Here is a 24,967-nt window from a genome sequence, read left to right on the forward strand (position 1 = left end):
AGGCGGGCGGCGTTGCTCCGGAGCGCACAGGCCCGTGCCCGGGCGTACCGCACCCGGAAGAACTCGCTCTCCTCGCCCTGCACGAGCAGCCGGTCAGTCGTGCCAGGCCCCCGCCTCGTCCAGCAGCGGCTGCAGTGAGGCGAACACCGCGGGCGAGGCCGCGAGGACGAGCTCGCCCGAGGCCGGCTCCCCCGGCCGGCCGCCGGTCCGGGCCCCCGCCTCCCGGGCGATCAGGTCGCCCGCCGCCAGGTCCCAGGGGTTCAGCCCGCGCTCGTAGTACCCGTCGAGCCGGCCGGCGGCCACGTCGCACAGGTCCAGCGCCGCCGAGCCGCCCCGGCGGATGTCCCGCACCAGCGGAATGATCCCCGCCACGACCTCGGCCTGGCGGGCCCGCCGCGTCTGGACGTAGGCGAAACCGGTCCCCAGCAGCGCCTGGTCCAGCGGCGCCGCCGGACGGCAGGCGAGGCGCACCTCGCCCAGCCAGGCGCCGCCGCCGAGCACCGCGTGGTACGTCTCCCCGCGCATCGGCGCCGCGACGACGCCCACCACGGTCTCGCCCTCGTACTCGGCCGCGATGGACACGCCCCAGCTCGGCAGCCCGTAGAGGTAGTTCACGGTCCCGTCCAGCGGGTCGACGACCCACCGCACCCCGCTCGTCCCGGGTCTGTCCGCGCCCTCCTCGCCCAGCAGCCCGTCCTCCGGCCGCCGCTCGGCGAGGATGCCGGTGATCAGCTTCTCGGCCGCGATGTCCATCTCGGTCACCACGTCGATCGGGCTGCTCTTCGTCGCGGCCACCGCCAGATCGGCCGGCCGGCCGTCGCGCAGCAGGGCTCCGGCCTGCCGGGCGGCCTCCAGGGCCACGTCCAGCAGTTCGGCCTTCAGGTCGTCGGAGATCAAGGTTCCTCTTCCCTACGCGTACGGACTGTCGGCGCCCGCGGCCGCGGGCCGCGGTGTCCGCCCCGGGCAGCAGCCCACGGCGCACACGTCATGGCTCTGCCCCAGCATGCCGACCCAGCACTCTTCGGGGGTTTCGCCGCGTTCCCTGGCGGCCCGCTCCAGGACGAGCTCCCGTACGGCCTCGGCGAGGTCCGCGCCGACGGTCGCGGAGCGCGCGACGGGCAGGCCCAGTTCGGCGGCCTTGGCGGTGGCCTCGGTGTCGAGGTCGTAGAGGACCTCCATGTGGTCGGAGACGAAGCCGATGGGCACCATGACCACGGCCGGTGCGCCCGCCGCGTGCAGGGCCTCCAGGTGGTCGCAGATGTCCGGCTCGAGCCAGGGGATGTGCGGGGCGCCGCTGCGGGACTGGTAGACGAGCTGCCAGGGGTGGGCGTTGCCCCCGGTCCGCACGGCCACCTCGTCCGCGATGACCTCGGCGACGTCGAGGTGCTGCTTGACGTACGCGCCGCCCTCGCCGCCCTCGGTGTGGTCCTCGACGGGCCCGGACGTATCGGCGGCGGCCGTCGGGATGGAGTGGGTGGTGAAGGCCAGATGGGCGCCGGCCCGGGTCTCCTCGGGCAGCGTGTCCAGGGCGGCGATCACCCCTTCGATCATGGGGTCGAGGAAGGCGGGGTGGTTGAAGTAGTGCCGCAGCTTGTCCACGCGCGGCAGTTCCAGCCCTTCGGCCTCCAGGGCGGCCAGCGCGTCGGCGAGGTTCTCGCGGTACTGGCGGCAGCCCGAGTACGAGGCGTACGCGCTGGTCGTGAGCACGGCGATCCGGCGGCGGCCGTCGGCGACCATCTCGCGCATCACGTCGGTCAGGTACGGAGCCCAGTTCCGGTTGCCCCAGTAGACCGGGAGGTCCAGCCCGTGCCGGGCGAAGTCCTTGCGCAGCGCGTCCAGCAGGGCGCGGTTCTGCGCGTTGATCGGGCTGACCCCGCCGAAGCCGAAGTAGTGCCCGCCGACCTCCTTGAGCCGCTCGCGCGGGATGCCGCGCCCGCGCGTGACGTTCTCCAGGAAGGGCACGACGTCGTCGGGTCCCTCGGGCCCCCCGAAGGAGAGCAGCAGGAGGGCGTCGTACGGGGCGGCGAGGCCTTCGGCCCTGGGCCGGGCGGCGGCGGGGAGCTGGTCTGACATGCCTCGAATCCTGCCACCCGGCTTCCGTGCGCGGGAATCGGCCCGGCCCGGGACCCGGCCCCAGCAGAGGTAAGGTAACCCTAAGTTCCCACGTCGGGAGCGTTCCCCGTGCGGGTGCCATGGCCCCGGCCGTAACCTGTATGGGCCGATGATCCTTACGGAGGGCCCTTGCCCAGTCCCTATCGCGCCATCTTCGCGGTCCCCGGCACCAAGGGGTTCAGCGCTGCCGGCCTCATAGGCAGGCTGCCGATATCCATGGTCGGGGTCGGCATCCTCACGATGATCTCCGAGATCACCGGCCGCTACGCGATGGCGAGCGCCCTCACCGGCACCCTCGCCCTGGCCGCGGCCGTGATCGGCCCGCAGGTCTCGCGGCTGGTCGACCAGTACGGCCAGCGGCGGGTGCTGCGCCCCGCCACCCTGGTCTCCGTGGCCGCGGTCGCCGGGCTGCTGGTCGCCGCCGCGAACGGCTGGCCCGACTGGACCCTCTTCGTGTTCGCCGCGATCGCCGGCTGCGTGCCGAGCGTGGGCTCGATGATCCGCGCGCGGTGGACCGTGATCTACCAGGACTCCCCGCGCGAACTGCACACGGCGTACTCCTTCGAGTCCGTGGTCGACGAGGTGTGCTTCATCTTCGGCCCGATCATCGCCATCGGCCTGTCCACCACCTGGTTCCCCGAGGCCGGTCCGCTGATCGCCGCCGGCTGCCTGCTGGTGGGCGTCTGGCTGCTCACCGCGCAGCGCGCCACCGAGCCCCCGGCCCACCCGCGCAGCGCACACGGGGGCCACACCTCGGCCCTGCGCTCCCCCGGCCTGCAGGTGCTGACGCTCACCTTCGTGGCGACCGGCGCGATCTTCGGCTCCATCGACGTGTCGACCCTGGCCTTCGCCGAGGAGCAGGGGCACAAGTCCTGGGCCAGCTTCATCCTGGCGATCTGGGCGGCGGGGTCCTGTATCGCCGGAATCGTCTTCGGCCTGCTCCATCTCAAGGGCCGGACCGAACTCCGCTGGATACTGGGCATATGTGCGATGGCCGTGAGTATGATCCCCCTCCTACTGGCCGGGAACCTTCCGTTTCTGGCCGTGGCGCTCTTCGTCTCGGGCCTCGCCATCGCTCCCACGATGATCACCACGATGGCCCTGATCGAGGCGCACGTACCACGCGCGAAGCTGACCGAGGGCATGACCTGGATCAGCACCGGCCTCGCGGTCGGCATCGCGATCGGCTCGTCGGCGACCGGTCTGGTCATCGACGCGGCGGGCGCGCAGCGCGGGTTCGTCGTCTCCGTCGCGTCGGGGGTGGCCGCGGCGGCGGTGGCGTTCGCGGGATTCCGCAGGCTGACGAAGCCGGCGCAAGGGGAGGAGCCAACCACCGATGGGGACGGCGACAGCAGGGCAGAAAAGCCAGACCGCGTGGCGTAACTGGGCGGGCAACGTCTCCGCCACGCCCGCGCGGACGGTGACCCCGGCCTCGGTCGGGGAGCTCCAGGAGGCGGTCCGCCGGGCCGCCGGACAGGGCCTGCGCGTGAAGGCGGTCGGCACCGGCCACTCCTTCACCGCGGCCGCGGCCACCGACGGGGTGCTCGTACGCCCCCAGGCGCTGGCCGGGATCCGGTCGATCGACCGCGCCGCCGGCACGGTCACGGTGGCGGCGGGCACGGTCCTCAAGGACCTGAACACGGCCCTGGCCCGGGAAGGCCTGTCGCTCACGAACATGGGCGACATCATGGAGCAGACGGTCTCCGGCGCCACCAGCACGGGCACCCACGGCACCGGCCGCGATTCGGCCTCCATCGCCGCCCAGATCCGCGGCCTGGAGCTGGTCACGGCCGACGGACAGCTGCTGGCCTGCTCCGAGGAGGAACGTCCCGAGGTCTTCGCGGCGGCCCGGCTCGGCATCGGGGCCCTCGGCATCGTCACCTCGCTCACCTTCGCCGTGGAGCCGCTGTTCTTCCTGACCGCCCGTGAGGAGCCCATGGGCTTCGACCGGGTGACGGCCGAGTTCGACCAGCACGTCGCGGAGAACGAGCACTTCGAGTTCTACTGGTTCCCGCACACCGGCAACTGCAACACCAAGCGCAACAACCGCAGCCAGGGCCCCGCGGCCCCGCCGGGGCCGGTGAGCGCCTGGATCGAGGACGAGCTGCTGTCCAACGGGGTCTTCCAGGCGGCCAATTCGCTGGGCCGCGCGGTCCCGGCCACCATCCCCGCCATCGCCCGCGTGGCCAGCCGCGCGCTGTCGGCGCGCACGTACACGGACATCCCGTACAAGGTGTTCACCACCCCGCGCCGGGTCCGGTTCGTGGAGATGGAGTACGCACTCCCCCGCGAGCAGCTGGTCGAGGCCCTGCGGGAGCTCCGGGCCATGGTCGAGCGCTCCGGGCTGCGCGTCAGCTTCCCCGTGGAAGTGCGCACGGCTCCGGCGGACGACATCACGCTGTCCACCGCATCGGGCCGCGAGACGGCGTACATCGCGGTGCACATGTACCGGGGGACGCCTTACCAGGCCTACTTCACGGCGGCCGAGCGCATCTTCACCGCGCACGGCGGCCGGCCTCACTGGGGCAAGGTGCACACGCGGGACGCGGAGTACCTCGCCGGGGTCTACCCGCGCTTCGCCGAGTTCACGGCGCTGCGCGACCGGCTGGACCCGGACCGGGTGTTCGGCAACGACTACCTGCGGCGGGTCCTGGGCGACTGACCCCGTCACGGCATCAGGGAGCGCTCTGCTGCTGCCCGGACGGCGTCGGCGCGTCCGGGCTCGGGGGCGGCGTCGGGGTGGGCGTGGGAGTCGGGGTGGGCGTGGGGGTCGGCGTCGGGGTGGGCTTCGGAGGGGACGGACGGGGCGTCGGGTCCCCGGAGTCCGAGGGGCTCGGACCGGGGTCCGGGCCGCGGCTCCCGCCGCCGGGCGTGGCCGAGGGGTCCGGGTCGGTCCCGGAGCCGGGGGTCCGTCCGCCCTTCTCTCCGCTGCCCGGCTCCTTGCGGGGCGTGGCGGGCCGGTGGTCGGGCGCCTTGCGGGTGCCCCCGGAGAGGATCGTTCCGCCGTCCGCGCTGACCGAGGTGCCGGCGATCGCCTCGTAGCCCCCGAGGCCGCCCAGGGCGAGCGCGAAGGCTGCGCCGGCGGCCACGGCCGTGCGCTTCCAGCCCCGTACGCGGGTGCCGTGCACGGTGGCCTCGCCGAACCCCTCCGCGTGCACGGTCTCGCCGGGCAGCGGTGACCGGCGGGACCCGGGGCGGGCGGTCTCGCGCAGCTGGTCGGCGGTGCGCCGGAAGAAGTGCTGGATGACGGGGCCGCCGGCGGTGGCGACGACGCTGACCACACCGGCGCCCAGGATGGTCCCGTACACGCCCATCTTCGAGGCGAGGAGGGCCGCCGCGACGGTGGCGAGCGAGCTGCCGGCCACCTGAGCGGCGCTCAGGTCGAGCTTCTTCTTCTCCGGTTCGACGTCGTGCGTCGTCTTCTGACCCATCGCCATCCCCTGTGTGTCCTGCCTCTCCCGCGCCGGAAGCCTTCAGCAGTTACCGACACCCGAGCGAAACGATTAGTTCCGTTTCTGTGGATTATGTGAAGCAAGACACCCGGAAACGGACACGGGTGCAGATGGAGCCCGCCGGAGGGCATGCCAACTCCCGCCGACCGGGAGAACTTCGGCGGCGCGGCGGTCCACCCAGGTGGCCCGAATGGAGTACTGTGACGAGCCCTGGGGTCGTCCTTCCTTACGGATGTCCGGACTCGGGAGAGGGGGCCGATTGATGGAAAACGGCACTCAAAGACCGGTGATGCCGCGGTATCGCACGGGTTCCTGCTGCGCACAGTAATCGTTCGGTCACTGTGTGTGCCCAACAGGTAACCGTGCCATAACGGCGATCAAGGGCGCATGCCCGACACGCCGGTTTAACTCGGCAAGGTTGTGGCAGGCTGCACCCGGGCAGGCCACACTCGACTAGCGGAAGCAGCGACGCACGTGACGTCGGCAGGCACCACCCGGGAGGTCCCCATGCCCGAACTGCGTGTCGTGGCCGTCTCAAATGACGGCACACGACTGGTGCTCAAGGCTGGGGACAGCACGGAGTACACGCTTCCGATCGACGAACGGCTGCGGGCCGCCGTGCGCAACGACCGCGCGCGCCTGAACCAGATCGAGATCGAGGTGGAGAGCCACCTCCGCCCCCGCGACATCCAGGCCCGCATACGGGCCGGTGCCTCCGCGGAGGAGGTCGCCCAACTCGCCGGCATCCCCGTCGACCGCGTACGCCGCTTCGAGGGACCGGTGCTCGCCGAGCGCGCGTTCATGGCCGAGCGCGCCCGCAAGACGCCGGTGCGCCGTCCCGGTGAGAACACCGGACCCCAGCTCGGCGAGGCCGTGCAGGAGCGGCTCACCCTGCGCGGGGCCGAGAAGGAATCCGTGCAGTGGGACTCCTGGCGCCGCGACGACGGCACCTGGGAGGTCCTCCTCGTCTACCGGGTCGCGAGTGAGACGCACTCCGCGAGCTGGACGTACGACCCGCCGCGCCGGCTGGTCGTGGCCGTGGACGACGAGGCGCGCTCGCTGATCGGCGAGTCCGACGACCTGCCCGCCACGCCGGAACCCAGCTTCCCCTTCGTGCCGAGGATCGCGCGGCTGCCGCGCGACCGGCCGCTGGACCGTGCCCTCGACCGCCAGTTGGAGCGGCCGGTCGCCCCCCAGCCGGATCCGGAGGAGGAGCGGGACACGCTGACCAGCCTGCTGGAGGCGGTTCCGAACTTCCGCGGCGACATGGTCGTCCCGGACCGGACCGAACCTCCGGCGGAGGAGGCCGAGGCGGAGGAACCGCCGGCTCCGGCCGCCTCGGCGGGCGCGGGCTCCGCGTACGCCGACGTCCTCATGCCCCGGACCGTGGCCGGCCACCGCGACCGGCTGACGGGAACCACCGACCGGCAGGCCGAGGCGGACGGAGTCCGTCCGGGCCGCCGCGCGGCGGTGCCCAGCTGGGACGAGATCGTCTTCGGCACCCGCCGCAAGAAGCAGGAGTAGCGCGCGGCCGCCCCGGACGGGACCTTCGGGCCCTTCCGGGGCGGACCGGCGCGAACGGGCTCCGGCCGCTACTGCGGCAGCGGGCCCGTGGCCACCGGGCGGTCCGGGTCGGAGGACCACTCCGACCAGCTGCCCGCGTAAAGGTCGGAGGGGATGCCCGCCACCTCCAGGGCCAGCACCTCATGGGCGCCGGAAACGCCCGAGCCGCAGTACACGCCGACCGGGGTGTCCCCCGAGACGCCGAGCGCGGCGAAGCGGGCCCGCAGCGCCTCCGCCGGCAGGAAACGGCCGTCCGGACCCACGTTCTCCGTGGTCGGCGCCGAGAGCGCACCCGGGATGTGGCCGGCGACCGGGTCGATCGGCTCGACCTCCCCGCGGTACCGCTCCCCCGCACGCGCGTCCAGGAGCACCCCCGCACGCGCCCGTGCGGCCGCTCCGTCCGCGTCGAGCAGCCCGACAGCTCCAGGAGTTGGCTTGAAATCGCCCTCCGGAGGAGTCACCCGGTCAGCCGACACGTCACCTCCTGCTGACGTCCACGCGGCCAGGCCGCCGTCCAGCACCCGTACGTCCTCGTGCCCCGTCCAGCGCAACAGCCACCACGCCCGGGCGGCGGCCCACCCCTGGCCGCCGTCGTACACGACCACCGGGACGTCCGCGGAGACCCCGGCCCGCCGCATCACCGCCCCGAAGGCCTCCGGGTCCGGCAGCGGGTGGCGCCCGCCCGACCCCGCCGGACCTGCCAGTTCGCGGTCGAGGTCGACGTACACCGCGCCGGGCAGGTGGCCCGCCTCGTACGCGGGGCGCTGGTCGGGGCCGCCCAGCTGCCATCGGACGTCCAGCAGCACGGGAGGCCGGGAACCGGCCAGCTCGCTCATGAGTTCGGCGGCGGAGAGGATCGTTGTTGTCGCATTCATACGGGCCATCTTCCTCCCCGCCGGACACCCCCGTAACAAGACCGTCACCGGCCGGGCACCCTGATCCGGTCACTCTCCCCCGGACCCCGAAAGTCCGGCCCGGTCGGGGCGCGGCGAGGCCCCCCGAGTGGAAGCATCAGCAGCGGAAGCGGCACGACGGAGGAGCGGTACATGACCGAGGCAGCGGAAGCAACGCGGCGCACGCCCGGCACCCCTTGCTGGGTGAGCCTCATGGTGCACGGTCTCGGCACCACCGAGGACTTCTACGCCGATCTGTTCGGCTGGGAGTACGTACCGGGCCCCGAGCAGCTCGGCCCGTACGTCCGGGCCCTGTTGGACGGACGGGAGGTGGCCGGCATCGGCGAGATGCCGCCGGACCGCCACCTCCCGGTCGCCTGGACCACGTACCTGGCCACGGACGACGCCGACGCCACCGCCGAGACGATCCGCTCCTGCGGCGGCACCGTCGCGGTGGGTCCGCTGGACGCGGGCATCGCGGGCCGGGTGGCGATCTGCTCCGACCCGCTGGGTGCGATCTTCGGGCTGTGGCAGGCGCAGAGCCACATGGGCACGCGGCTGCACGGCGCCCCCGGCACTCCGGTCTGGAACGAGCTGGTCACCCAGGACACCTCGGCGGTCGCCAAGTTCTACGAGCACGTCTTCGGCCACGAGGCGCAGACGCACTCCACCGCCTCGGACGACTTCGACTACGTGACCCTGCTCCTGGAGGGCCGCCCGGTGGCCGCCGTGCACGGTGTCGGCCGGTCGCTGCCGCACGACCGGGGCCCGCACTGGATGGCGTACTTCGAGGTCGAGGACACCGACGCGGCCGCCGTCCGGGTCCGCGACCTGGGCGGCCGGGTCCTGGAGCCGCCCCGCGAGGGGCTCACCGGGCGGGTGGCCACGGTCGCGGACCCCGAGGGCGCGGTCTTCGCGCTCGTACGGTCGCGGTAGCGGTCGCGGTCGCGGCACTAGGCGACGGGGGTGCGGGGCTCCGCCGCCGACAGGTGCATCAGTGCCTGGGCGGCCAGTCGGTAGCCGAAGGCTCCGAGACCGACGACCACACCGCTGGCCAGCGGGGCGATCACCGACTCGTGCCGGAACTGCTCGCGGGCCCAGACGTTGCTGAGGTGCACCTCGATCCAGGGCGGTGCATAGCTGGCCAGGGCGTCGCGCAGGCTCCATCCGGCGATCATCAGGGCACCGGGATTGACGATCGCGCCGACCGTGGTGTCGTGGTGCTCGTGGATCGCGCGGACGAGGTCCCCTTCCGAGTCGTGCTGGACGGAGCGGACCTCCCACCCCTTGACGCCCACCTCCTCGGCGACCGCCTTCTCGATGTCGGACAGCGTGTCCGTGCCGTATATCTCCGGCTCGCGCCGCCCCAGAATTCCCAGATTGGGACCGTTCAAGAGAAGTACGACACTCAAGGGGACACCTCGCTGTTCACACCGCCGGCGAATTCCGATCCCTGGCCATGGTGTCGGTGCCGCCGGTGATGCGCCATCATCAGAATTGATAGTTCCAGCGGCATCTTTCGAAGAAGTGCTGCACGCCTGCTCGAAACCCGCTCGGGCCGCACTGGAGATCGCCTGCACGCCCCGTCCGTCCCGGTCCCGGGAGATCCGGCGCCGGCCCCGTGCGCGCAGGGGTCCGCGGGAGCCGGCCCGCATGGCGTCAACCGGCGGGGGGCGTACGGCAGTCGGCCGTATCCCGATCTCCTCTCGAGGGGTTCCTGAGGACCCGCCACCTAGGCTCCCCCGAGAACTCTGCCGGTACCACCACAGGAACGACGCGGCGTGATTGATGATCCCCTGACAGGAGATGTGATGCTCGATTCCCTGTTCCGCTTGGAGCTGCCGCTCGCCTTTTCCACCATTGGAGCTTGTGGCAATGCCACGTGTGAGACCGTCAGACTCGCTGCGCTCTCCTCTTCGGCCTGGTCGCGCGGCGAACTCACGGAGGCGCTGCGCCTGGCGGACACGGCTGCCCAGGGGGATCCCGAATGCGGCGGGGCCTGCACAGGACCGGCGACGGTCTGGTACTCCTCCTTGCTGGTCGCCATCCGCGAGCTCGTGTCCGGGGCGCGGGCGCTCGCCCGCATCGAGGAGCTGACGGTCGGCGCCGAGGACGCCGGCGGACTCGTGGCGGCTTCGCTGATCTGCGCCGGGGACCTCGCCCTGGCGCAGGGAGACGTCAACTCCGCTGTCGGTTCGGTGGGCAGGGGCATTCACCAGGCGCAGCAGGCCGGCCTCCACGGCCTGCTTCCCGACGCGCACACGGTGATGGCGCTCAGCGCACTGCGGCAGGGCAACATGAGCCTGAGCCTCGAATTCGTGGATCAGCTGCGGGACGACGCCCTGCTCGGCCGGACGACGGACCGGCCCAGCCAGTACGCCTGGGCCGCGGCCCAGCTCCTGGAGGTCCAGGGCGGTGCGAAGAGCGCTGCTCATTTCATCGTGGGCATCGTGACGGACGACCAGCTCCTGCTGGAGCTGCTGGCCTCGCAGCCGGCCGCGGCCGCCTGGCTCGTCCGGGCCACGCGGGAGCTGGGCGACGCGTCGCTCGCCCGGCGGGTGGCGTCCGAGGCTTCCTCGCTCGCCGCGCGCAACCCCGGGCTCCGCTCGGTGGAAGCGGCGGCGGTCCACGCCGGCGGGCTGCTCGAGGACCAGCCCGAGCGACTCGTCGCCGCGGCCGAGTCGCACCTGGACCCGTGGGCCGGCGCGTCCGCCTGGGAAGACGCCGGGAAGCTCCTTGCCGCCCTGAGCCAGGAACGCGATCGGGCGGTCGAGATACTCGAACGGGCCGTGGACGGGTACACGAACGCCGGGGCCCCGCGCGATGCCCGCAGGGTCGTGAGCAAACTCCGCTCGCTCGGTGTGCGGCGCGGCCGCTATCCGCGCTACGTCAGCCAGGACGGTGTGAACACCGGCTCGCTGACCGAGACCGAAGCCGCCGTGGCCGAGCTGGTGAGCCACGGGTTCACCAACTCCCAGGTCGGCGAGCACCTGTTCATATCCGGTCACACCGTGGCGTTCCACCTGAAGAAGATCTTCCGGAAGCTGAACGTGGCGTCCCGTGTCGAGCTGACGCGTGCCTGGAGCCGTATCTCGGACGGGGCCGCCGAGCCCGCGTCCATGGGTTAGGGGGTCATCCGCCGGCCGGGCCCGCCTGCGGGGTCCGGTCGGCTTCGCCGTGGGGCGGTGACCCGGTCACGGGGCCTCCACCGGAAGGATGCGGCGCAGCTTTCCCGGTGGTCCCGGGCGCTTGCGCCACTCGCGGGGGTATCCCACGGAGACCTCCTCGAAGCGGACGCCCTCGTGGTAGGTGGTCCGCGGGATGTGGAGGTGGCCGTAGACCATGGCGGCCACGCGGAACCTGCGGTGCCAGTCGGCGGTCAGCCGGGTCCCGCACCACATGGCGAACTCCGGGTACCACAGGACGTCGGTCGGATGCCGGTGGAGCGGGTAGTGGTTGACGAGGACGGTCGGCAGGTCGGCGGGGATTTCGGAGAGCCTGCGCTCGGTCTCGGCGACCCTGGCCCGGCACCAGGCCTCGCGGCTCGGGTAGGGGTCGGGGTGCAGCACGTACTCGTCCTGGCAGACGACTCCGGTGCTGTGCGCGTAGGCCAGTCCCTGCTCCTTGGTGGTGCAGCCGTCCGGCAGGAAGGAGTAGTCGTACAGCAGGAACAGCGGAGCCACGGCCACGGGGCCGCCCGGGCCCTCCCAGACGGGGTAGGGGTCTTCGGGGGTGGTGACGTCCAGTTCGCGGCACAGCTCGACCAGGTGCTCGTAGCGTGCGACGCCGCGCAGGGTGACGGTGTCGCTCGGGTGGCTCCACAGTTCGTGGTTTCCGGGGACCCAGACGACCTTGCGGAAACGGCTCGCGAGGGTCTTCAGGCACCAGCGGACGTCGGCCACGGTCTCCGCCACGTCCCCGGCCACCAGGAGCCAGTCGTCGTCCGACTCGGGTGCCAGCCGCTCGACCAGGGCGCGGTTCTCGGCGTAGTTGAGGTGGAGGTCGCTGATGGCCAGCAGCTGTCCGGCACCGCCGGAGGTCCTGGTCATCGCTCGCTCCCTTCAGCGCTCACGCGTCGCGGCGGACTGGACGTCATACATCTCTCCTCCTGGCACTCGTCGAGTGCCGGCCGAGCCCTCCGCTCGAGGGCGACCACAAGTTCTCCCACCGGGGCGGGCGGTGGGGGCGTCAGGTCCGTCCGGTGGCGCCGGCAGCCTGCCGGTCCAGCCGCTCCGCCAGCAGTTCGACCACGCGTGCGCTCTGGTCGACGAGGTAGAAGTGGCCTCCCGGCAGTACGTGCAGGTCCGTCGGTCCGGTGGTGTGGTCCTGCCAGGCCGCCGCTTCGTCGATCGAGACCCGGGGGTCGGCGTCTCCGGTGATCACCGTCACCGGGCAGTCCACCTTCCGGCCGGGAACGTGCCGGTAGGTCTCGACCGCCCGGTAGTCGCTGCGGATCGCCGGCATGATCATTTCCAGCAGTTCGGGATCGGTCAGCATGGCCGAGCTGGTGCCGCTCAGCTTCCGGAGCTCGGCGATCATCTGATCGTCCGACTCCATGTGGATCCGCTCCTCACGCTCGCAGGAGGGCGCCCGCCGGCCGGAGGTGAAGAGGCGTACGGGAGAGGGCAGGCCGGCGTCCTGCATGCGCAGCGCGACCTCGTACGCGAGGACGGCTCCCATGCTGTGTCCGAACAGCGCCAGGGGCCGGTCGTCGAGCCGGCGCACGGCCTCGAATATCTGATCGGCCAGGTGCGGCAGGCTGGGGATGTTCGGCTCGTGGCGCCGGTCCTGACGGCCCGGGTACTGGATCGCCAGCACCTCCACCGCGGGGGCGAGCGCCCTGGACATCGGGAAGTAGAAGCTCGCCGATCCGCCGGCATGCGGCAGGCACACCAGGCGGACCGCGCTGTTCGGCGCCGGGTGGGACCGGCGCACCCATTTTTCGACATGCTCCGCTGTGTGGGGCACGAACAGAATTCCTTCCGGGAATCGCCCTCGGTGCTGCTGTTCCACCGCGGGTCGAGCAAGAATCGATGGCGGGATCCGCACCGACCCCGATACTTCCCCTGTCTTTTCAGGAGCGTAGGACAGGCGCGACGGGCCGGACATCCCCCGACCTGATAGGTCGCCCCGAACCGCTCGGGCCGCCATTGCCGCAGGAGGCAACCACCATGAGGATCACCGCGGACACCGACAAGTGCATCGGTGCGGGCCAGTGCCTGTTCACCGAGCCGGACCTGTTCGACCAGAACGAGGTGGACGGCAGGGTCGTGGTGCTGAATGCCGAGCCCGACGGCGAACTCCTGGCGCAGAAGGCCCGTGAGGCCGTCTACCTCTGCCCGAGCCGCGCGCTGTCGCTGGCCGAATGAGCGGTGCTCAGCCGAGCCGCAGCGGGAGTTCGGCGACCGCGGTGAACCCGGTCCGCAGCACCCACGGGATCTCCTCCCGCGGCACGGCGAGGGACAGGTCCGGGAAGCGGGTGAACAGCGCGTGCAGCGCCACCTCCGCCTCCTGGAGGGCCAGCGGCGCGCCGAGGCAGTAGTGGGCCCCCTGTCCGAACCCGAGGTGGCCCGTCCCGGTCTCCCGGCCGATGTCCATCCGCTCGGGAGCGTCGAACTGGCGGGGGTCGGTGTTCGCGGAAAGGATCAGCGGCAGGACCGGCGCGCCGGCCGGGATCCGCACGCCGCCCAGCTCGACGTCCTCGGCCGGGTACCGGGGGTTCCCGAACTGGGTGGGCCCCAGGCGCATGAGCTCAAGCACCGCCTGCGGCCACCGGGACGGGTCCTCGCGCAGCAGCGCGAGCTGGTCCGGGTTCTGGAGCAGGGCCAGCACCGAGTTGCCGATCAGGTTCATCGTCGTCTCGTGCCCGGCGAGCACGAGGGCGAAGACCAGCTTGACCATCTCCCGGTCGGTGAGGCGGTCGCCGTCGTCCTCCTGGGCCTGCACCAGTGCGGTGATCAGGTCGTCACGCGGCTCGGCGCGACGCTTGGCGATCACGTCGAACATGTGGTCCGCGCACTGGCGGAAGACGGTCGGGAGCTTCTCGACGTGCTCCAGCGGCGCCATCAGGACGCGCCCCCACCGGTACCAGTCCGCACGGTCGGCCTCGTCGATCCCGACCAGCTCGCAGATCACGGTGGCGGGCAGCGGGAAGCAGAACGCCGCCATCAGGTCGACCGGGGCGCCGCCGCGTCCCGCCTCGGCCATCGCGTCGAGGAGGGTCGCGGTGACCTCCTCGACCCGCGGGCGCAGCCTGGCGACGCGGCGGGCGGTGAACGCCCGGGAGACCAGCCTGCGCAGCCTCAGGTGGTCGGCGCCGTCGATTTCGATCAGCTTGCCGGAGAGGTAGTCGACCACGTCGGTGGGGATGTCGAGCTTCTTCATGACGGTGAACCGGCTGCCCGAGCCGGGCACCGAGGCCGGGTTGTTGAGGAACAGCGGGTCGGTGAGGACCCGGCGCACGTCGTCGTAGCGGGTGACCAGCCACATCGGCGGCCCGCCCATCATCGAGCCGGTCAGTACCGGCGCCTGCTCGCGCATCCGCGCGTGCCCGGCGAACGGGTCGGCTACCAGGTCCGGCGAAAACAGGTCGACCTGGGCGGCCGGGTTCTCGGCGGTGGCGGTCATGGATCTACCCTTCGTGTCGAAGACGGAGCGGGGCCGGGGGACGGCCGCGCGGCCGGCTGCCGAAGGAGCAGCCGGCCGCGTGGAAGCCCGTGCGCGGGACGGGCCGGTGGGCTGGCAGCGGCGTCGCTGCCGCGGTGCTAGCCGGCGCGGACGGCCGTGAGCTGCCAGACGGGGGCCTTGATCTCGCCCTCCAGCTCCTCCTCGGGCCACTTGAAGGCCGGGTCGAAGGCGACCGGCGCGTCGGGGGCGCCCTCGGCGGGCTTCACGCCGAGCATCGCCCGGATCCCCTCGTGGGTGAGGGTGGTGTCGTACTCGGCCAGGTGCAGCGAGGTGATCTCGAACTTCTCACCGACGTTCTCGCGGAGGTTCTGCTCGGTGACCCGCTGCACGGTCGGGAACGGCGCGTGCGCCTCCGCGGCGAAGACCCACAGGTGCAGCTTCGCACCGGGCTTGGTGGCACGGTGCAGCGCGGCGATGTAGTCGCGCTGGCCCTGCTCGTTCAGGCAGTGGTACAGCGCGCTGTCCACGACGGTGTCGAAGCGGCCCTCGAAGCCCTCCAGGCTGGTGGCGTCGGCGACGGTGAACTCCACGTCGACCCCCTGGGCCTTGGCGCGCTTCGAGGCCTCCTGGACGGCGGTCTTCGCCGCGTCGATGCCGGTGACCTTGTGACCGCGCGAGGCGAGGAAGATGGAGTTGCCGCCGAGGCCGCAGCCGATGTCGAGGACGTCACCGCTGATCTCGCCCGCGTCCTCCAGCGCGATCAGGACCGGCTGCGGACCGCCGATGTCCCACGGCGCCGGGGGGCCGACGCGGGTTTCTCCCTTGTAGCTCTCGTAAAAGGCGTCCAGGTCGAGATTTTCCACGGAAACCTGATTTCCGGTCACACGAGCCTCCAGCGAATTGTTCAACGAGAATGATTTTCGGCATCCGGCCGCGCTGACATATTGTCGGTCACGGGAATGCTCTCAGCCCGGCAGCGGTGGCCCGCGCGCCTTGCATTGTCCTTCCACACGCTAGGACAGGCACCGCCGGGCGGACATCCCCCGATCTGATAGGCCGTACGCGAATCCGGCGGGCCCTTAGGGCATGGAAGACCGGCTGAACATCCCTCAACCTGGTAGTAATTCCCGTTCCTTGACACGCCGCGAAGTGCCGCAATATTATTCTGGCAATTTTCCAGCGTGGCGGAATTCAGCCTTCAAACAGCGCGGACCTGTGAAGTCTTCCCTGACGCCGTTTTTCGAAGTGCACACTGATCTGCCCACGGCATGCGACGAGGGGCACGATGCCAACCATGCGAACGAACGACACGTACGCGAATCCGACGGACACGGACGTCGTCATCGTGGGCAACGGGCCGATCGGTGCCGTGCTCTCGGTGCTGCTCGCCCAGCGCGGCTGGCGGGTGACGGTGCTCGAACGCCGGCCCCGGCCCTACCGGCTTCCCCGGGCGACCAGTTTCGACGGGGAGACCGCGCGGCTGCTGGCCGGCACCGGGATCGGCCCGGACCTCGGCGGGGTCACCGAGCCGGCGAACGGCTACCAGTGGCAGACCGCGGCCGGAGCGGTCCTGCTGGACATCGGCTTCACCACGGCCGGCCCCTACGGCTGGCCGGACGCCAACACGATGCACCAGCCGGCCCTGGAGGACCTGATCGCGGCCAGGGTCGCGGCGCTCCCCGGCATCACGGTGCTGCGCGGGCACGAGGTCGTGGGGATCACCGACGGCCCGGACCGGGTGGAGGTGACGGCGGTCACCGACGACGAATCGACCCGGGTCTTCTCCGCGAGGTGGGTCGTGGGCTGCGACGGCGCCAACAGCTTCGTGCGCGACCACCTCGACGTCTCCGTCACGGACCTCGGGTTCTCCTACGAGTGGCTGCTGTGCGACGTCGAACTGCACGAGCCGCGCGAGTTCACCCCCAGCAACGTGCAGATCTGCGATCCGGCCAGGCCCACCACCGTGGTGGCCAGCGGACCGGGGCGCCGGCGCTGGGAGTTCATGCGGCTGCCGGGCGAGAGCGCGGCCGAGCTCAACCGGGACGACACGGCCTGGCGGCTGCTGGCGCCGTTCGGCGTCACCCCGCAGACGGCCACCCTGCTGCGCAGCACCACGTACATATTCCAGGCCCGTTGGGCGGATCAGTGGCGCGTGGGCCACGTCCTGCTGGCGGGCGACGCGGCCCACCTCATGCCGCCCTTCGCGGGGCAGGGCATGTGCTCCGGCATCCGGGACGTCGTCAACCTGGCGTGGAAGCTGGACCTGACGCTGCGCGGCCTCGCCGACGAGTCCCTGCTGGACAGCTACACCGAGGAGCGCCGCGCGCAGGCCAAGGAGGCGATCTTGGCTTCGGTCCAGCTGGGCCGGGTGATCTGCGTGACGGACCCGGCGGCGGCCGCCGAACGGGATGCCACGGTGCTCGCCAACCGGCGCGGCCGGCCGGCGGCCCGGCCGGAGCCGGCGAAGCCGCTCTCGGGCGGGCTGTTGCACCGGCCGTCGGGCACGGAGGCGGCCGAGCCGCCCGCGGGTGCCGTCGTACCGCAGGGGCGCGTGGGCGGGACGGGCGGCAGCGGGCTCTTCGACGAGGTCGTCGGCCGCGGTTTCGTCCTGCTGACCACCGAAGACCCGCAGACCGTGCTCGACGAGGAGCGGCTCTCGTTCCTGGCCGGGCTGGGGGCCCATGTGGTGCGGCTGCTGCCGCGCGGGCAGGCGCCGCAGGACCGCGGCCCGTCCGGTGTCCTCGGTGTGGTGGACCTGGACGACGTCTACGTGCCGTACCTGGCGCGGTACGGGGCGACGTCCCTGCTCGTCCGTCCGGACTACCACGTCTTCGGTGCCGCGAGCGGCCCGGGCGGCGCCGGAGCGCTGGTCGACGACCTGCGGGACCGGCTGCGTGCCGCGGTGCCGGCCGGTGCGGTGCACCGGGCCGGCTGACGGGTCCGACGGGGCGGGTCCGACGGGTCGGGTCCGACGGGTCGGTCAGGACGCGACCAGTCGGGCGAGCGACACCGCCCCGCGCAGCGACGACAGGCCGCCCAGCGCTGCCGGTTCCACCGGCAGCGGGGGCTGGCCGGGGCGGGCCAGCTCGGCGAGGCGGTCCGACACCATGGCGACGAGGCCGGGGATGCCGGCCGCGAAGCCGCCGCCGATCAGGACCAGCCGCGGGTGGACCAGTTCCTGGACCCCGGACACCGCGGCGGCCAGGGCCCGGCACGTCCCGTCGACCGCGGTGACGGCCCAGGGCTCCGCGTCGCCGAGCGCCCGCCGCAGTTCCTCGAAGGTGGCGGGCGCTCCGCGCAGTCGGGCCGCGCGGCTCAGGGTGGCCGGTCCCGAGGCGATCGCCTGGAGGCATCCGCGGCGGCCGCAGACGCACCGCGCACCGTCCATGTCGACGATCACGTGTCCGATCTCGAACGAGCCGCGGCCGAGCCCGGGGCAGAGTGCGCCCTGCAGGACGAGGCCGCCGCCGATGCCGGTGCCGACCCCGAGGTAGAGCAGGTCCTCGCAGCCCGATGCCTCCGCCTCCGCGAGGGCGCCGAGGTCGCCGTCGTCGGCCCAGGCCACGGCCGCCTCGGGGAACAGCGCACGCAGCGACTCGTCCAGAGCGAGGCCGTTCCACTCGGGACGGCTGGGCCAGGCCGTGATCCGGCCGTCGGGTCCGGCCGTCCCGGGCATCGCGACGCCCACCGCCCGCAGGGGCGCTTGCAGCCGGGTGCGCAACTCGTCGACGTGCCGGGCGAGTTGCGCCAGGTCCCGGGCTGCGCTGTGCCGCGGGTCCCAGCGGAACGAGGACTCCTCGACACACTCCGCGCCGGCCTCGACCCGGAAGGCGACCTTGGTGCCCCCGATGTCGACACCGAGGTGATGTGCCTGCTCCACGGTCTCGGACGGCCTCAGCCGCGGGGCACGGAAGGGCACAGGGCCAGCAGGTCGGCGGGGCGGTGCAGGACGGCGCCGGGCCGGGCTGCCAGGAGCTCCTCCTCGTCGTCCACTTCGGCCCACAGCGCGGCGGCCGAGGCCACGCCGGCGCCCTTGGCGCTGGCGAGGTCGGTCGGTGCGTCACCGACCATGATGGCCGCCTCGGCCGGCATCCCCAGCAGGTGCAGCGCGTGCTCCACGATGTCCGGGGCGGGCTTCGGGTTGGCGACCTCGTCCGAGCCGATGACGTGGTCGAAGAAGGGCAGCAGGCCCAGCGTTTCGAGCAGGGAGCGGGCCCGCGGCCCGCTCTTGCCGGTGGCCACCGCGAGCTTGTAGCCCCGCGCGCGGAGGGTCAGCAGCAGCTCGGAAATGCCGTCGAAGACCGGGACGCGGGGCGCGAGCCGGTAGCTCTCGCGGACGAACGGCTCCTCCATCTCCAGCGGGAGGTCCATGATCCGCATGATGTCCGGGAAGTAGCGCCCCTGGTGGCGCCGGTACTCCTCGAACGGAGCCGGGCCGTCACCGACGACCTCCTTGTAGGCGATGGCGAACGCCTCCTCCATCACCGCGAAACTGTCGACGATGACGCCGTCCAGGTCGAAGATCACGGCGCGCCTGGCCGGCGGCAGCGTCCCCGCCGGCGATCGCCCTACCGTTGTGACTGTCATGTGATGCCCATTCCGTACGTCTGGTCGTTCTCATGGAGCCGGTGATCGCACCGGCTTTCCCGCACTGGTGCCGTGGTCACGGCACTAGGCGGGCACGGCACTGCGGGCGCGCACGGAGCGCGCCGACGCGTAGAAGTCCTCGATGACGCGGACCGTCGTACGGGCCTCGCGGATGGACCTGCCGCGGTTGGCGGGATCGGCCAGGATGGCGGCGAGGCCGTCCAGCTGGCGCCGGTACTCGTTGCCGATCGGCTCGTCGGGCACCGGGACGGACGTGGTGGTGCCCTCGCGGGTCAGCGTCAGCACCGACTGGGGCTGGCGGTTGGGGCTGAAGCCGAAGGTGCACTTGAGTTCGGCGGTTCCGTTGCTGCCCACCACCTGGATCGTGGACACGTCCCGGGCCTCGTGCGAGGCCCAGCTGGCGTGCAGGGCGACGGAGACGCCGTCCTCGCGGACGAAGAAGCCCCGGGCGGTGTCCTCGACGTCGCCGCCGGCGTCGGCGGCGGGCTGGTCCTGCCGCCATGCCGCGCTCCAGGAACCGATGTTCACGAAGTCGTTCGCCGTGACGCCGACGACCTGGGTGAAGCGGGACGGGCCGAGCAGGGAGGCGAGCGTGTCGAGCAGGTGCCATCCGAGGTCGAACAGCACGCCGCCGCCGGCCTTGCTGCGCTGCGTGAACCAGCCGCCGGCCTTGGGGATTCCGCGCGCCCGGACCCAGGACAGGTCCACGTGGCGGACGTGACCGAGGTCCGGTACCAGCTGCGCCAGGGCTCCCACGTCGCTGCGGTAGGGGGCGGCGCTGCCTGCGAGCAGCATGGCGCCGCCGCCGCGTTCCGCGGCTGCCAGGGTGTCGGCCTCGTCGGAGGTCAGGCACACCGGCTTCTCCAGGAACACGGAGATGCCCTTGCCGAGCAGGGCCGCGGCCACTTCGGCGTGCAGGAAGTTGGGTACGGCGACGACGGCGAGGTCGACCGATCCGGGGGTCAGCGCGTCCACCGTCGGGTGGACGGGAATGCCCAGCGTCCGGTCGAACGCGGCGCGTGCGGCCGGTTCGGTGTCGGTGACGGCCACCACCTCGAAGTCGGCGTGCTCGCGCAGCAGGGGGAGCCAGAGCTCCCGTCCCGCCCAGCCGAGCCCGACGATGGCCACCCGGACGCTCATGCGGTGCTCACCGCGTCGGCGATGATCTCGGCGGTGCGGTGCATGTCTTCCTCGCTCGCGAGCAGCGTGCGGTGGTGCAGCCAGATGCAGTCCTGGCTGATGGCCTCGGAGTGGGGGCAGCGCTCGGCGAGCTCGTCCGGGGTGGCGTCGGGTGCGCCGATCTCCCAGAAGGCGTCGGTGCGGTAGATCGCGCGGAACCCTGCGAACGCCGGCAGGCCGGCCTCCACGAGACGGTCCACGAGGGCGTTGCGGTCGTCCTCCGCCAGGCCGGGGACACGGAACATCGCCATGTAGTGCGAGGGGACGTCGGTGCGCTCGTCGCCCCGCTGCGGGACCACTCCGTCGATCGACTCGAGGAGCTTGGAGAGCAGGGCCCAGCGCTCGTGGCGGACCGCTATCTGGCCGTCGAGGCGGCGCAGCTGCGCCCGCAGCACCGCGGCGGAGAACTCGTTGAGGCGCAGGTTCGAGCCGGCGATCGCATGGCGGTAGCGGCGGTCGGTGCGGGGCCGTCCGCAGCTGTGCCGCAGGAAGGCGTTCTCGTACATCGCCGAGTCCGGGAAGAGGACGGCGCCGCCTTCGCCGGCGGTCATCAGCTTGCCGTTCTGGAAACTGAACGCGGCGACCGAACCGAGCTCGCCGACCCGCTTGCCCTGCCAGCGGGCGCCGTGGGCGTGCGCGGCGTCCTGGAGCAGCGGGACGCCCGTGTCGGCGGAGAGCTTGCCGAGGGCGTCCATGTCCGCCAGGAAGCCCGCCATGTGCACCGGCATGATCGCCCGGGTCCGCGAGGTCACGGCGGCGGCGGCCGATGCCACGTCGATGGAGTAGGTGTCCGGGTCCACGTCCACCGGGACCGCGACCGCGCCGAGCCGCTGCGCCGCCTGGGAGGACGAGATGAAGGTGAAGGCCGGGACGATGACCTCGGAGCCCGGACCGACGCCCATGACCTGGAGGGCGAGTTCCAGTGCGTGGGTTCCGTTCGTGACCGCGAGGGCGTGGGCGGCACCGTGGTGCTCGGCGAACTCCTGCTCGAAGGAGTCGACTTCGGTTCCGCCCATCCGCCACCACTGGCCCTGCTCGAGTGCGCGGACCAGCCCTTCGCGCTCGTTCTCGTCAAACTGAGGCCACTGGGGGAATTCCGGCGCCTGTCGCACGTTCATGTTTCTCCAAAGAAATGGATCTGACTCGACGCGAGGTGCGAAGCGGGCGGGGCAGCGTGCCACAGAGAAATACGCGCGCGCACGAGCACGTGACGTCGAGATCGCGGAAGAGGCGCACACTCCGCCCCGTGCAGCGTCATGTGCAGTCAGAAAGAGTTGAATTACGGGTCCAATGTAGAGGTTCTACCCGAGGCCCCGCACCCCTAGATTCGGTAGTCGCACGGGTAATTCAGCGCAGATCGAAGAAAACTCGATAGGAATTCAGTTGCCCCTCGAGCATGTGAATGCCGTGGTGGACGGGATGTCCCAGTGCGGCCGCTGCACGGAGGAGCCGCGTCTCACGGGGTTTCATGACGATGTCGGCCACCACGGTGTCCGCCGGCAGCGAGTCCAAGGGGAACGGGAACGGATCTCCCCCGTGCATGCCGAGCGGTGTGGCGTTCACGGCGATGTCGACGTCCCGCAGGCGCGGTTCGTCCAGGGCGCACACCCGGCCCGGCCAGTGCGCGTCCAGGCGGGCGACCAGGGCGCCGAGTTTCGCGGCGTCGCAGTCGTACACCGCCAGCCGGTCGGCACCGGCCGTCAGGAGCGCGGCGGCGATGGCACTGCCCGCCCCGCCGGCGCCGACGAGCGCCGCACGGCGGCCGCGAGGGTCGTGCCCGGCGCCGAGGAGGCCCGACACGAAGCCCGAGCCGTCGAAGTTCTCGGCGAGCCAGCTGCCGTCGGCTTCCCGGCGCATCACATTGGCGCTTCCGACGATGTCCACGGTCGGGCCGCAGCGGTCGGCCAGCCGGCGGACGGCGACCTTGTGGGGAACGGTGATGAACATGCCGTCGAGGTTCTCCACCCGCTGCAGCCCGCGCACGACGTGCTCGAGGTTCTCCGGGCGGGCGTGCACCGGGACGACCACCGCGTCGATCTGCAGGCTCGCGAAGATCGGACGCATCAGCGCGGGTGCCTGGACCTGGGCGACGGGGTCCCCCAGGACGGCGTACAGACGGGTGGTGCCCGTGATGGGGATGCCGTGAGCGCGTCCGGTCATCGCAGCGCCGCCTTGGCGTCCGCGTCGATGTGCGCCTCGATGTGCGCCTCGCTGCCGAGGGCGCCGCGTGCCGACAACCGGGCGACGCCGTAGGCGAGTTGTATCGACTGCTCCGCGTTGAGGCGGGGATCGCAGGCCGTGCGGTAGCGGGCCGGCAGGTCGGCTTCGGTCACTCCTCCCGAAGGACCTCCGAGGCATTCCGTGACGTCATCTCCGGTCACCTCGACGTGGATGCCGCCGGGGTGGGTGCCCAGCCGCCGGTGGACTTCGAAGAATCCGGCGATCTCGTCGGCTATGTGCCGGACGTCGCGCGTCTTGTACCCGTTGGCCGAGGTGAAGGTGTTGCCGTGCATCGGGTCGCACTGCCAGATCACCTGGTGACCGGTCGCGGTGACCTTCTCCACGATCGCCGGCAGGACGTCACGGACCTGTGTGTGCCCCATGCGGCTGACCAGGGTCAGCCGGCCGGGTTCGTGGTGCGGGTCGAGCCGGCGCACGTACGCGGCGGCCGTCTCGGGGCTGGTGCCCGGACCGATCTTGAGGCCGATCGGGTTGGAGAGCAGTTCCGCGAACGCGATGTGCGCGCCGTCGAGCTGACGGGTGCGCTCACCGATCCACAGGAAGTGCCCCAGCCCGCTGGACAGCCGGCGTTCGGGCCCCGTGGCGTCCACCCGCAGCAGGGACTTCTCGTAGTCGAGCAGGAGCGCCTCGTGGCTGACGTAGACCTCGTCGAAGGAACGGACCAGCGCCATCGCACCCGCGGCGTCGGCGTAGGCCCGCAGCATCCGGTGGGGATCGGGCGTCCGGGCCGCGAGCGTGGGCTCGACGGAGTTGACCATGTCGCCGCGGTAGACGGGCAGGCCCTGTGCGTCGACCGCCTGGGAGCGGGGCTTGGCGTACTGGCCGGCCATCCGGGCGATCTTGACGACGGGGAGTCCGGTGCCGCGGGCGAGCACCGCGGCCATGTCCACGAGCGTGCGCAGGTTGGCCCGCAGGTGGGCACCGGTGTTCCCGGCGAAGGTCTCGGCGCAGTCGCCGCCCTGGAGCAGGAAGGCCTCCCCGCGCGCGACCGCGGCGAGGCGGCCGCTCAGCCGTGCCGTCTCGGCCTGCGCCACGATGGGCTCGGCCCGGCTCAGCGATTCCACCGCGTCTCTGGCCCGTTGCGGGTCCGGCCAGGCCGGCTGCTGCGCGGCAGGCCTGGCCAGCGCTTCCTCCAGCCTGCCGAACAGCAGGCGGTCCGCCGGGAGGGCGGCACCGGCCGATCCGTCGAGATCGGCCGGCCACTGCGTCACACGCGTCATTTCTGCACCACATCGGTCGTGGAGGCTCCGGGCGCGGCGGCGCCGACGAGGTCGGCCGTCCGTGCTCGGGGCATCCGGTCAAGGACCCGCGCGACCACCTGTGGGGGCACGTCGCTCACCAGTTCCGCGCCCTTCGGGCCGTCCAGAACGAATCCGAGTCCGGTCATCGCCTTCTTGTCGTGCCGCATCAGATCGATGAGGGCGGCGGGTTCGGTCTCGAGGGGCAGGGCCGTGGGGAGGCCGTAATACCGGACGACGTCCAGGTGCTCCTCCACCCGTGCCTCGCCGATACGGCCCAGGGCGCCTGCGAGCCGGCCCGCGAAGACCGTCCCGATGGCCACCGCCTCGCCGTGGCGCAGCGCGAAGCCGGTGGCCTTCTCCAGGGCGTGGCCCAGCGTGTGGCCGTAGTTGAGCAGGTGCCGCAGTCCGGTGTCCCGCTCGTCCTGTTCCACGATGCCGGCCTTGAGGGTCACGCTGGCGGTGATCTGCTCCTCCAGTGGCAGTCCGCGCAGGTCCGGTGCGCCGATGAAGTGGCAGCGGGCGATCTCGCCGAGTCCGTTCAGCATTTCCCGGCGCGGCAGGGTGGACAGGTAGTCGGTGTCGCACAGCACCGCGCTGGGCTGCCAGTACGTGCCGACCAGGTTCTTGCCGGCCGGCAGGTTCACCGCCGTCTTCCCGCCGACGCTGGCGTCCACCTGCGCGAGCAGCGTGGTGGGCAGGTGGATCACGGGGACGCCCCGGTGGTAGAGCGCCGCCGCCAGCCCGACCACGTCGGTGGTCGTGCCGCCTCCGCAGGAGACGACGACGTCGGACCGGGTGAGCCCGAAGCGTACGAACTCACCGCACAGCGCCTCCACCGTGGCGAGGGTCTTGTCCTGTTCGCCGTCCCGGGCCGGCAGCAGCAGGGTCTCGACACCGGTCTCGGGCACCCATTCCTCCGGGCGGGCAGACACGACGACGGCCCGTCTGGCGCCCAGCCGTTGGATGATCTCGGCGAGCGAGGTGCGCACCCCCGGGCCGATGAGCACGTCGTACGCATGGTCTTTGAGCCGCAGAGGAATGGAAGCCATCA

23 protein-coding genes are annotated in these 24,967 nt (G+C 72.0%); 7 read left to right on the plus strand and 16 right to left on the minus strand.

What is annotated here, in order from left to right:
- Positions 1 to 93 precede the first annotated feature (93 nt).
- Both ACZ6I1_RS14755 and ACZ6I1_RS14760 read right to left on the minus strand, forming a co-directional pair.
- Positions 94 to 897, minus strand: a complete 804-nt coding sequence (locus tag ACZ6I1_RS14755; protein ID WP_469287079.1) for an inositol monophosphatase family protein — start codon at positions 895 to 897, stop codon at positions 94 to 96.
- Positions 898 to 909: 12 nt separating this feature from the next.
- Positions 910 to 2,073, minus strand: coding sequence for a ferrochelatase (locus ACZ6I1_RS14760; RefSeq protein WP_469287081.1), 1,164 nt, complete (start codon positions 2,071 to 2,073; stop codon positions 910 to 912).
- 168 nt (positions 2,074 to 2,241) lie between these two features.
- Between ACZ6I1_RS14760 and ACZ6I1_RS14765 the strand changes: the two genes are divergently transcribed.
- Entirely contained in the window at positions 2,242 to 3,495 is a 1,254-nt protein-coding gene (locus ACZ6I1_RS14765; protein WP_469287083.1) for an MFS transporter, read from the plus strand.
- Entirely contained in the window at positions 3,449 to 4,774 is a 1,326-nt protein-coding gene (locus ACZ6I1_RS14770) for a D-arabinono-1,4-lactone oxidase (protein WP_469287085.1), read from the plus strand. Before ACZ6I1_RS14765 ends, ACZ6I1_RS14770 begins: the two co-directional genes overlap by 47 nt.
- Before the next feature lie 13 nt (positions 4,775 to 4,787).
- Here ACZ6I1_RS14770 and ACZ6I1_RS14775 read toward each other — a convergent pair whose 3' ends face one another.
- Positions 4,788 to 5,543: a hypothetical protein gene (locus tag ACZ6I1_RS14775; RefSeq protein WP_469287087.1), complete on the minus strand. Its 756-nt coding sequence runs from the start codon at positions 5,541 to 5,543 to the stop codon at positions 4,788 to 4,790.
- A 495-nt stretch (positions 5,544 to 6,038) separates the two neighbouring features.
- Here ACZ6I1_RS14775 and sepH point away from each other — a divergent pair, with 495 nt between their 5' ends.
- Complete coding sequence (gene sepH / locus ACZ6I1_RS14780; protein ID WP_469287089.1) at positions 6,039 to 7,088, plus strand: septation protein SepH; 1,050 nt, start codon at positions 6,039 to 6,041, stop codon at positions 7,086 to 7,088.
- Positions 7,089 to 7,156: 68 nt separating this feature from the next.
- Here the strand turns inward: sepH and ACZ6I1_RS14785 are convergent, their stop codons facing one another.
- Positions 7,157 to 8,002, minus strand: coding sequence for a sulfurtransferase (locus ACZ6I1_RS14785; protein WP_469287090.1), 846 nt, complete (start codon positions 8,000 to 8,002; stop codon positions 7,157 to 7,159).
- A 171-nt stretch (positions 8,003 to 8,173) separates the two neighbouring features.
- On the opposite strand from ACZ6I1_RS14785, the gene ACZ6I1_RS14790 reads away from it, so the two are divergent.
- On the plus strand, positions 8,174 to 8,956 hold the full coding sequence (locus ACZ6I1_RS14790; protein WP_469287093.1) for a VOC family protein: 783 nt from the start codon (positions 8,174 to 8,176) through the stop codon (positions 8,954 to 8,956).
- A 17-nt stretch (positions 8,957 to 8,973) separates the two neighbouring features.
- Here ACZ6I1_RS14790 and ACZ6I1_RS14795 read toward each other — a convergent pair whose 3' ends face one another.
- Entirely contained in the window at positions 8,974 to 9,432 is a 459-nt protein-coding gene (locus ACZ6I1_RS14795; RefSeq protein WP_469287095.1) for a type II 3-dehydroquinate dehydratase, read from the minus strand.
- A gap of 399 nt (positions 9,433 to 9,831) precedes the next feature.
- Between ACZ6I1_RS14795 and ACZ6I1_RS14800 the strand changes: the two genes are divergently transcribed.
- Positions 9,832 to 11,148 carry a helix-turn-helix transcriptional regulator gene (locus ACZ6I1_RS14800; protein ID WP_469287097.1) on the plus strand — a complete coding sequence of 439 codons (1,317 nt, stop codon included), beginning with the start codon at positions 9,832 to 9,834 and terminating at the stop codon, positions 11,146 to 11,148.
- A 66-nt stretch (positions 11,149 to 11,214) separates the two neighbouring features.
- Here ACZ6I1_RS14800 and ACZ6I1_RS14805 read toward each other — a convergent pair whose 3' ends face one another.
- Positions 11,215 to 12,069 (minus strand): metallophosphoesterase family protein, encoded by an 855-nt coding sequence (locus tag ACZ6I1_RS14805; protein ID WP_469287100.1) that lies wholly within the window; start codon positions 12,067 to 12,069, stop codon positions 11,215 to 11,217.
- 139 nt (positions 12,070 to 12,208) lie between these two features.
- On the minus strand, positions 12,209 to 12,988 hold the full coding sequence (locus ACZ6I1_RS14810; protein WP_469287102.1) for a thioesterase II family protein: 780 nt from the start codon (positions 12,986 to 12,988) through the stop codon (positions 12,209 to 12,211).
- A 203-nt stretch (positions 12,989 to 13,191) separates the two neighbouring features.
- On the opposite strand from ACZ6I1_RS14810, the gene ACZ6I1_RS14815 reads away from it, so the two are divergent.
- On the plus strand, positions 13,192 to 13,389 hold the full coding sequence (locus ACZ6I1_RS14815; protein ID WP_469287103.1) for a ferredoxin: 198 nt from the start codon (positions 13,192 to 13,194) through the stop codon (positions 13,387 to 13,389).
- A gap of 7 nt (positions 13,390 to 13,396) precedes the next feature.
- On the opposite strand, the gene ACZ6I1_RS14820 is transcribed toward ACZ6I1_RS14815, so the two are convergent.
- Both ACZ6I1_RS14820 and ACZ6I1_RS14825 read right to left on the minus strand, forming a co-directional pair.
- Positions 13,397 to 14,647: a cytochrome P450 family protein gene (locus ACZ6I1_RS14820; RefSeq protein ID WP_469287105.1), complete on the minus strand. Its 1,251-nt coding sequence runs from the start codon at positions 14,645 to 14,647 to the stop codon at positions 13,397 to 13,399.
- 137 nt (positions 14,648 to 14,784) lie between these two features.
- Positions 14,785 to 15,531, minus strand: coding sequence for a class I SAM-dependent methyltransferase (locus tag ACZ6I1_RS14825; protein ID WP_469287107.1), 747 nt, complete (start codon positions 15,529 to 15,531; stop codon positions 14,785 to 14,787).
- Positions 15,532 to 15,941: 410 nt separating this feature from the next.
- On the opposite strand from ACZ6I1_RS14825, the gene mhpA reads away from it, so the two are divergent.
- Positions 15,942 to 17,582: a bifunctional 3-(3-hydroxy-phenyl)propionate/3-hydroxycinnamic acid hydroxylase MhpA gene (gene mhpA, locus ACZ6I1_RS14830; protein WP_469287109.1), complete on the plus strand. Its 1,641-nt coding sequence runs from the start codon at positions 15,942 to 15,944 to the stop codon at positions 17,580 to 17,582.
- Positions 17,583 to 17,627: 45 nt separating this feature from the next.
- Here the strand turns inward: mhpA and ACZ6I1_RS14835 are convergent, their stop codons facing one another.
- The 7 genes from ACZ6I1_RS14835 to ACZ6I1_RS14865 all read right to left on the minus strand — a co-directional run bounded on the left by ACZ6I1_RS14835 (position 17,628) and on the right by ACZ6I1_RS14865 (position 24,965).
- Positions 17,628 to 18,527 carry an ROK family protein gene (locus ACZ6I1_RS14835; protein WP_469287110.1) on the minus strand — a complete coding sequence of 300 codons (900 nt, stop codon included), beginning with the start codon at positions 18,525 to 18,527 and terminating at the stop codon, positions 17,628 to 17,630.
- A 14-nt stretch (positions 18,528 to 18,541) separates the two neighbouring features.
- Positions 18,542 to 19,234 carry an HAD-IA family hydrolase gene (locus ACZ6I1_RS14840; RefSeq protein WP_469287112.1) on the minus strand — a complete coding sequence of 231 codons (693 nt, stop codon included), beginning with the start codon at positions 19,232 to 19,234 and terminating at the stop codon, positions 18,542 to 18,544.
- Positions 19,235 to 19,318: 84 nt separating this feature from the next.
- Positions 19,319 to 20,395: a Gfo/Idh/MocA family protein gene (locus ACZ6I1_RS14845; protein ID WP_469287114.1), complete on the minus strand. Its 1,077-nt coding sequence runs from the start codon at positions 20,393 to 20,395 to the stop codon at positions 19,319 to 19,321.
- On the minus strand, positions 20,392 to 21,552 hold the full coding sequence (locus ACZ6I1_RS14850) for a DegT/DnrJ/EryC1/StrS family aminotransferase (RefSeq protein WP_469287116.1): 1,161 nt from the start codon (positions 21,550 to 21,552) through the stop codon (positions 20,392 to 20,394). The genes ACZ6I1_RS14845 and ACZ6I1_RS14850 overlap by 4 nt, the downstream gene beginning before the upstream one ends.
- A gap of 229 nt (positions 21,553 to 21,781) precedes the next feature.
- A complete protein-coding gene (locus ACZ6I1_RS14855) occupies positions 21,782 to 22,594 on the minus strand; it encodes a shikimate dehydrogenase family protein (protein WP_469287118.1) in 813 nt (270 codons plus the stop codon).
- Positions 22,591 to 23,895: a 3-deoxy-7-phosphoheptulonate synthase gene (locus ACZ6I1_RS14860; protein ID WP_469287120.1), complete on the minus strand. Its 1,305-nt coding sequence runs from the start codon at positions 23,893 to 23,895 to the stop codon at positions 22,591 to 22,593. The genes ACZ6I1_RS14855 and ACZ6I1_RS14860 overlap by 4 nt, the downstream gene beginning before the upstream one ends.
- On the minus strand, positions 23,892 to 24,965 hold the full coding sequence (locus ACZ6I1_RS14865; protein ID WP_469287122.1) for a 3-dehydroquinate synthase family protein: 1,074 nt from the start codon (positions 24,963 to 24,965) through the stop codon (positions 23,892 to 23,894). The genes ACZ6I1_RS14860 and ACZ6I1_RS14865 overlap by 4 nt, the downstream gene beginning before the upstream one ends.
- Between the last annotated feature and the right edge of the window lie 2 nt (positions 24,966 to 24,967).

This window comes from Streptomyces sp. NPDC046303, assembly GCF_055588085.1.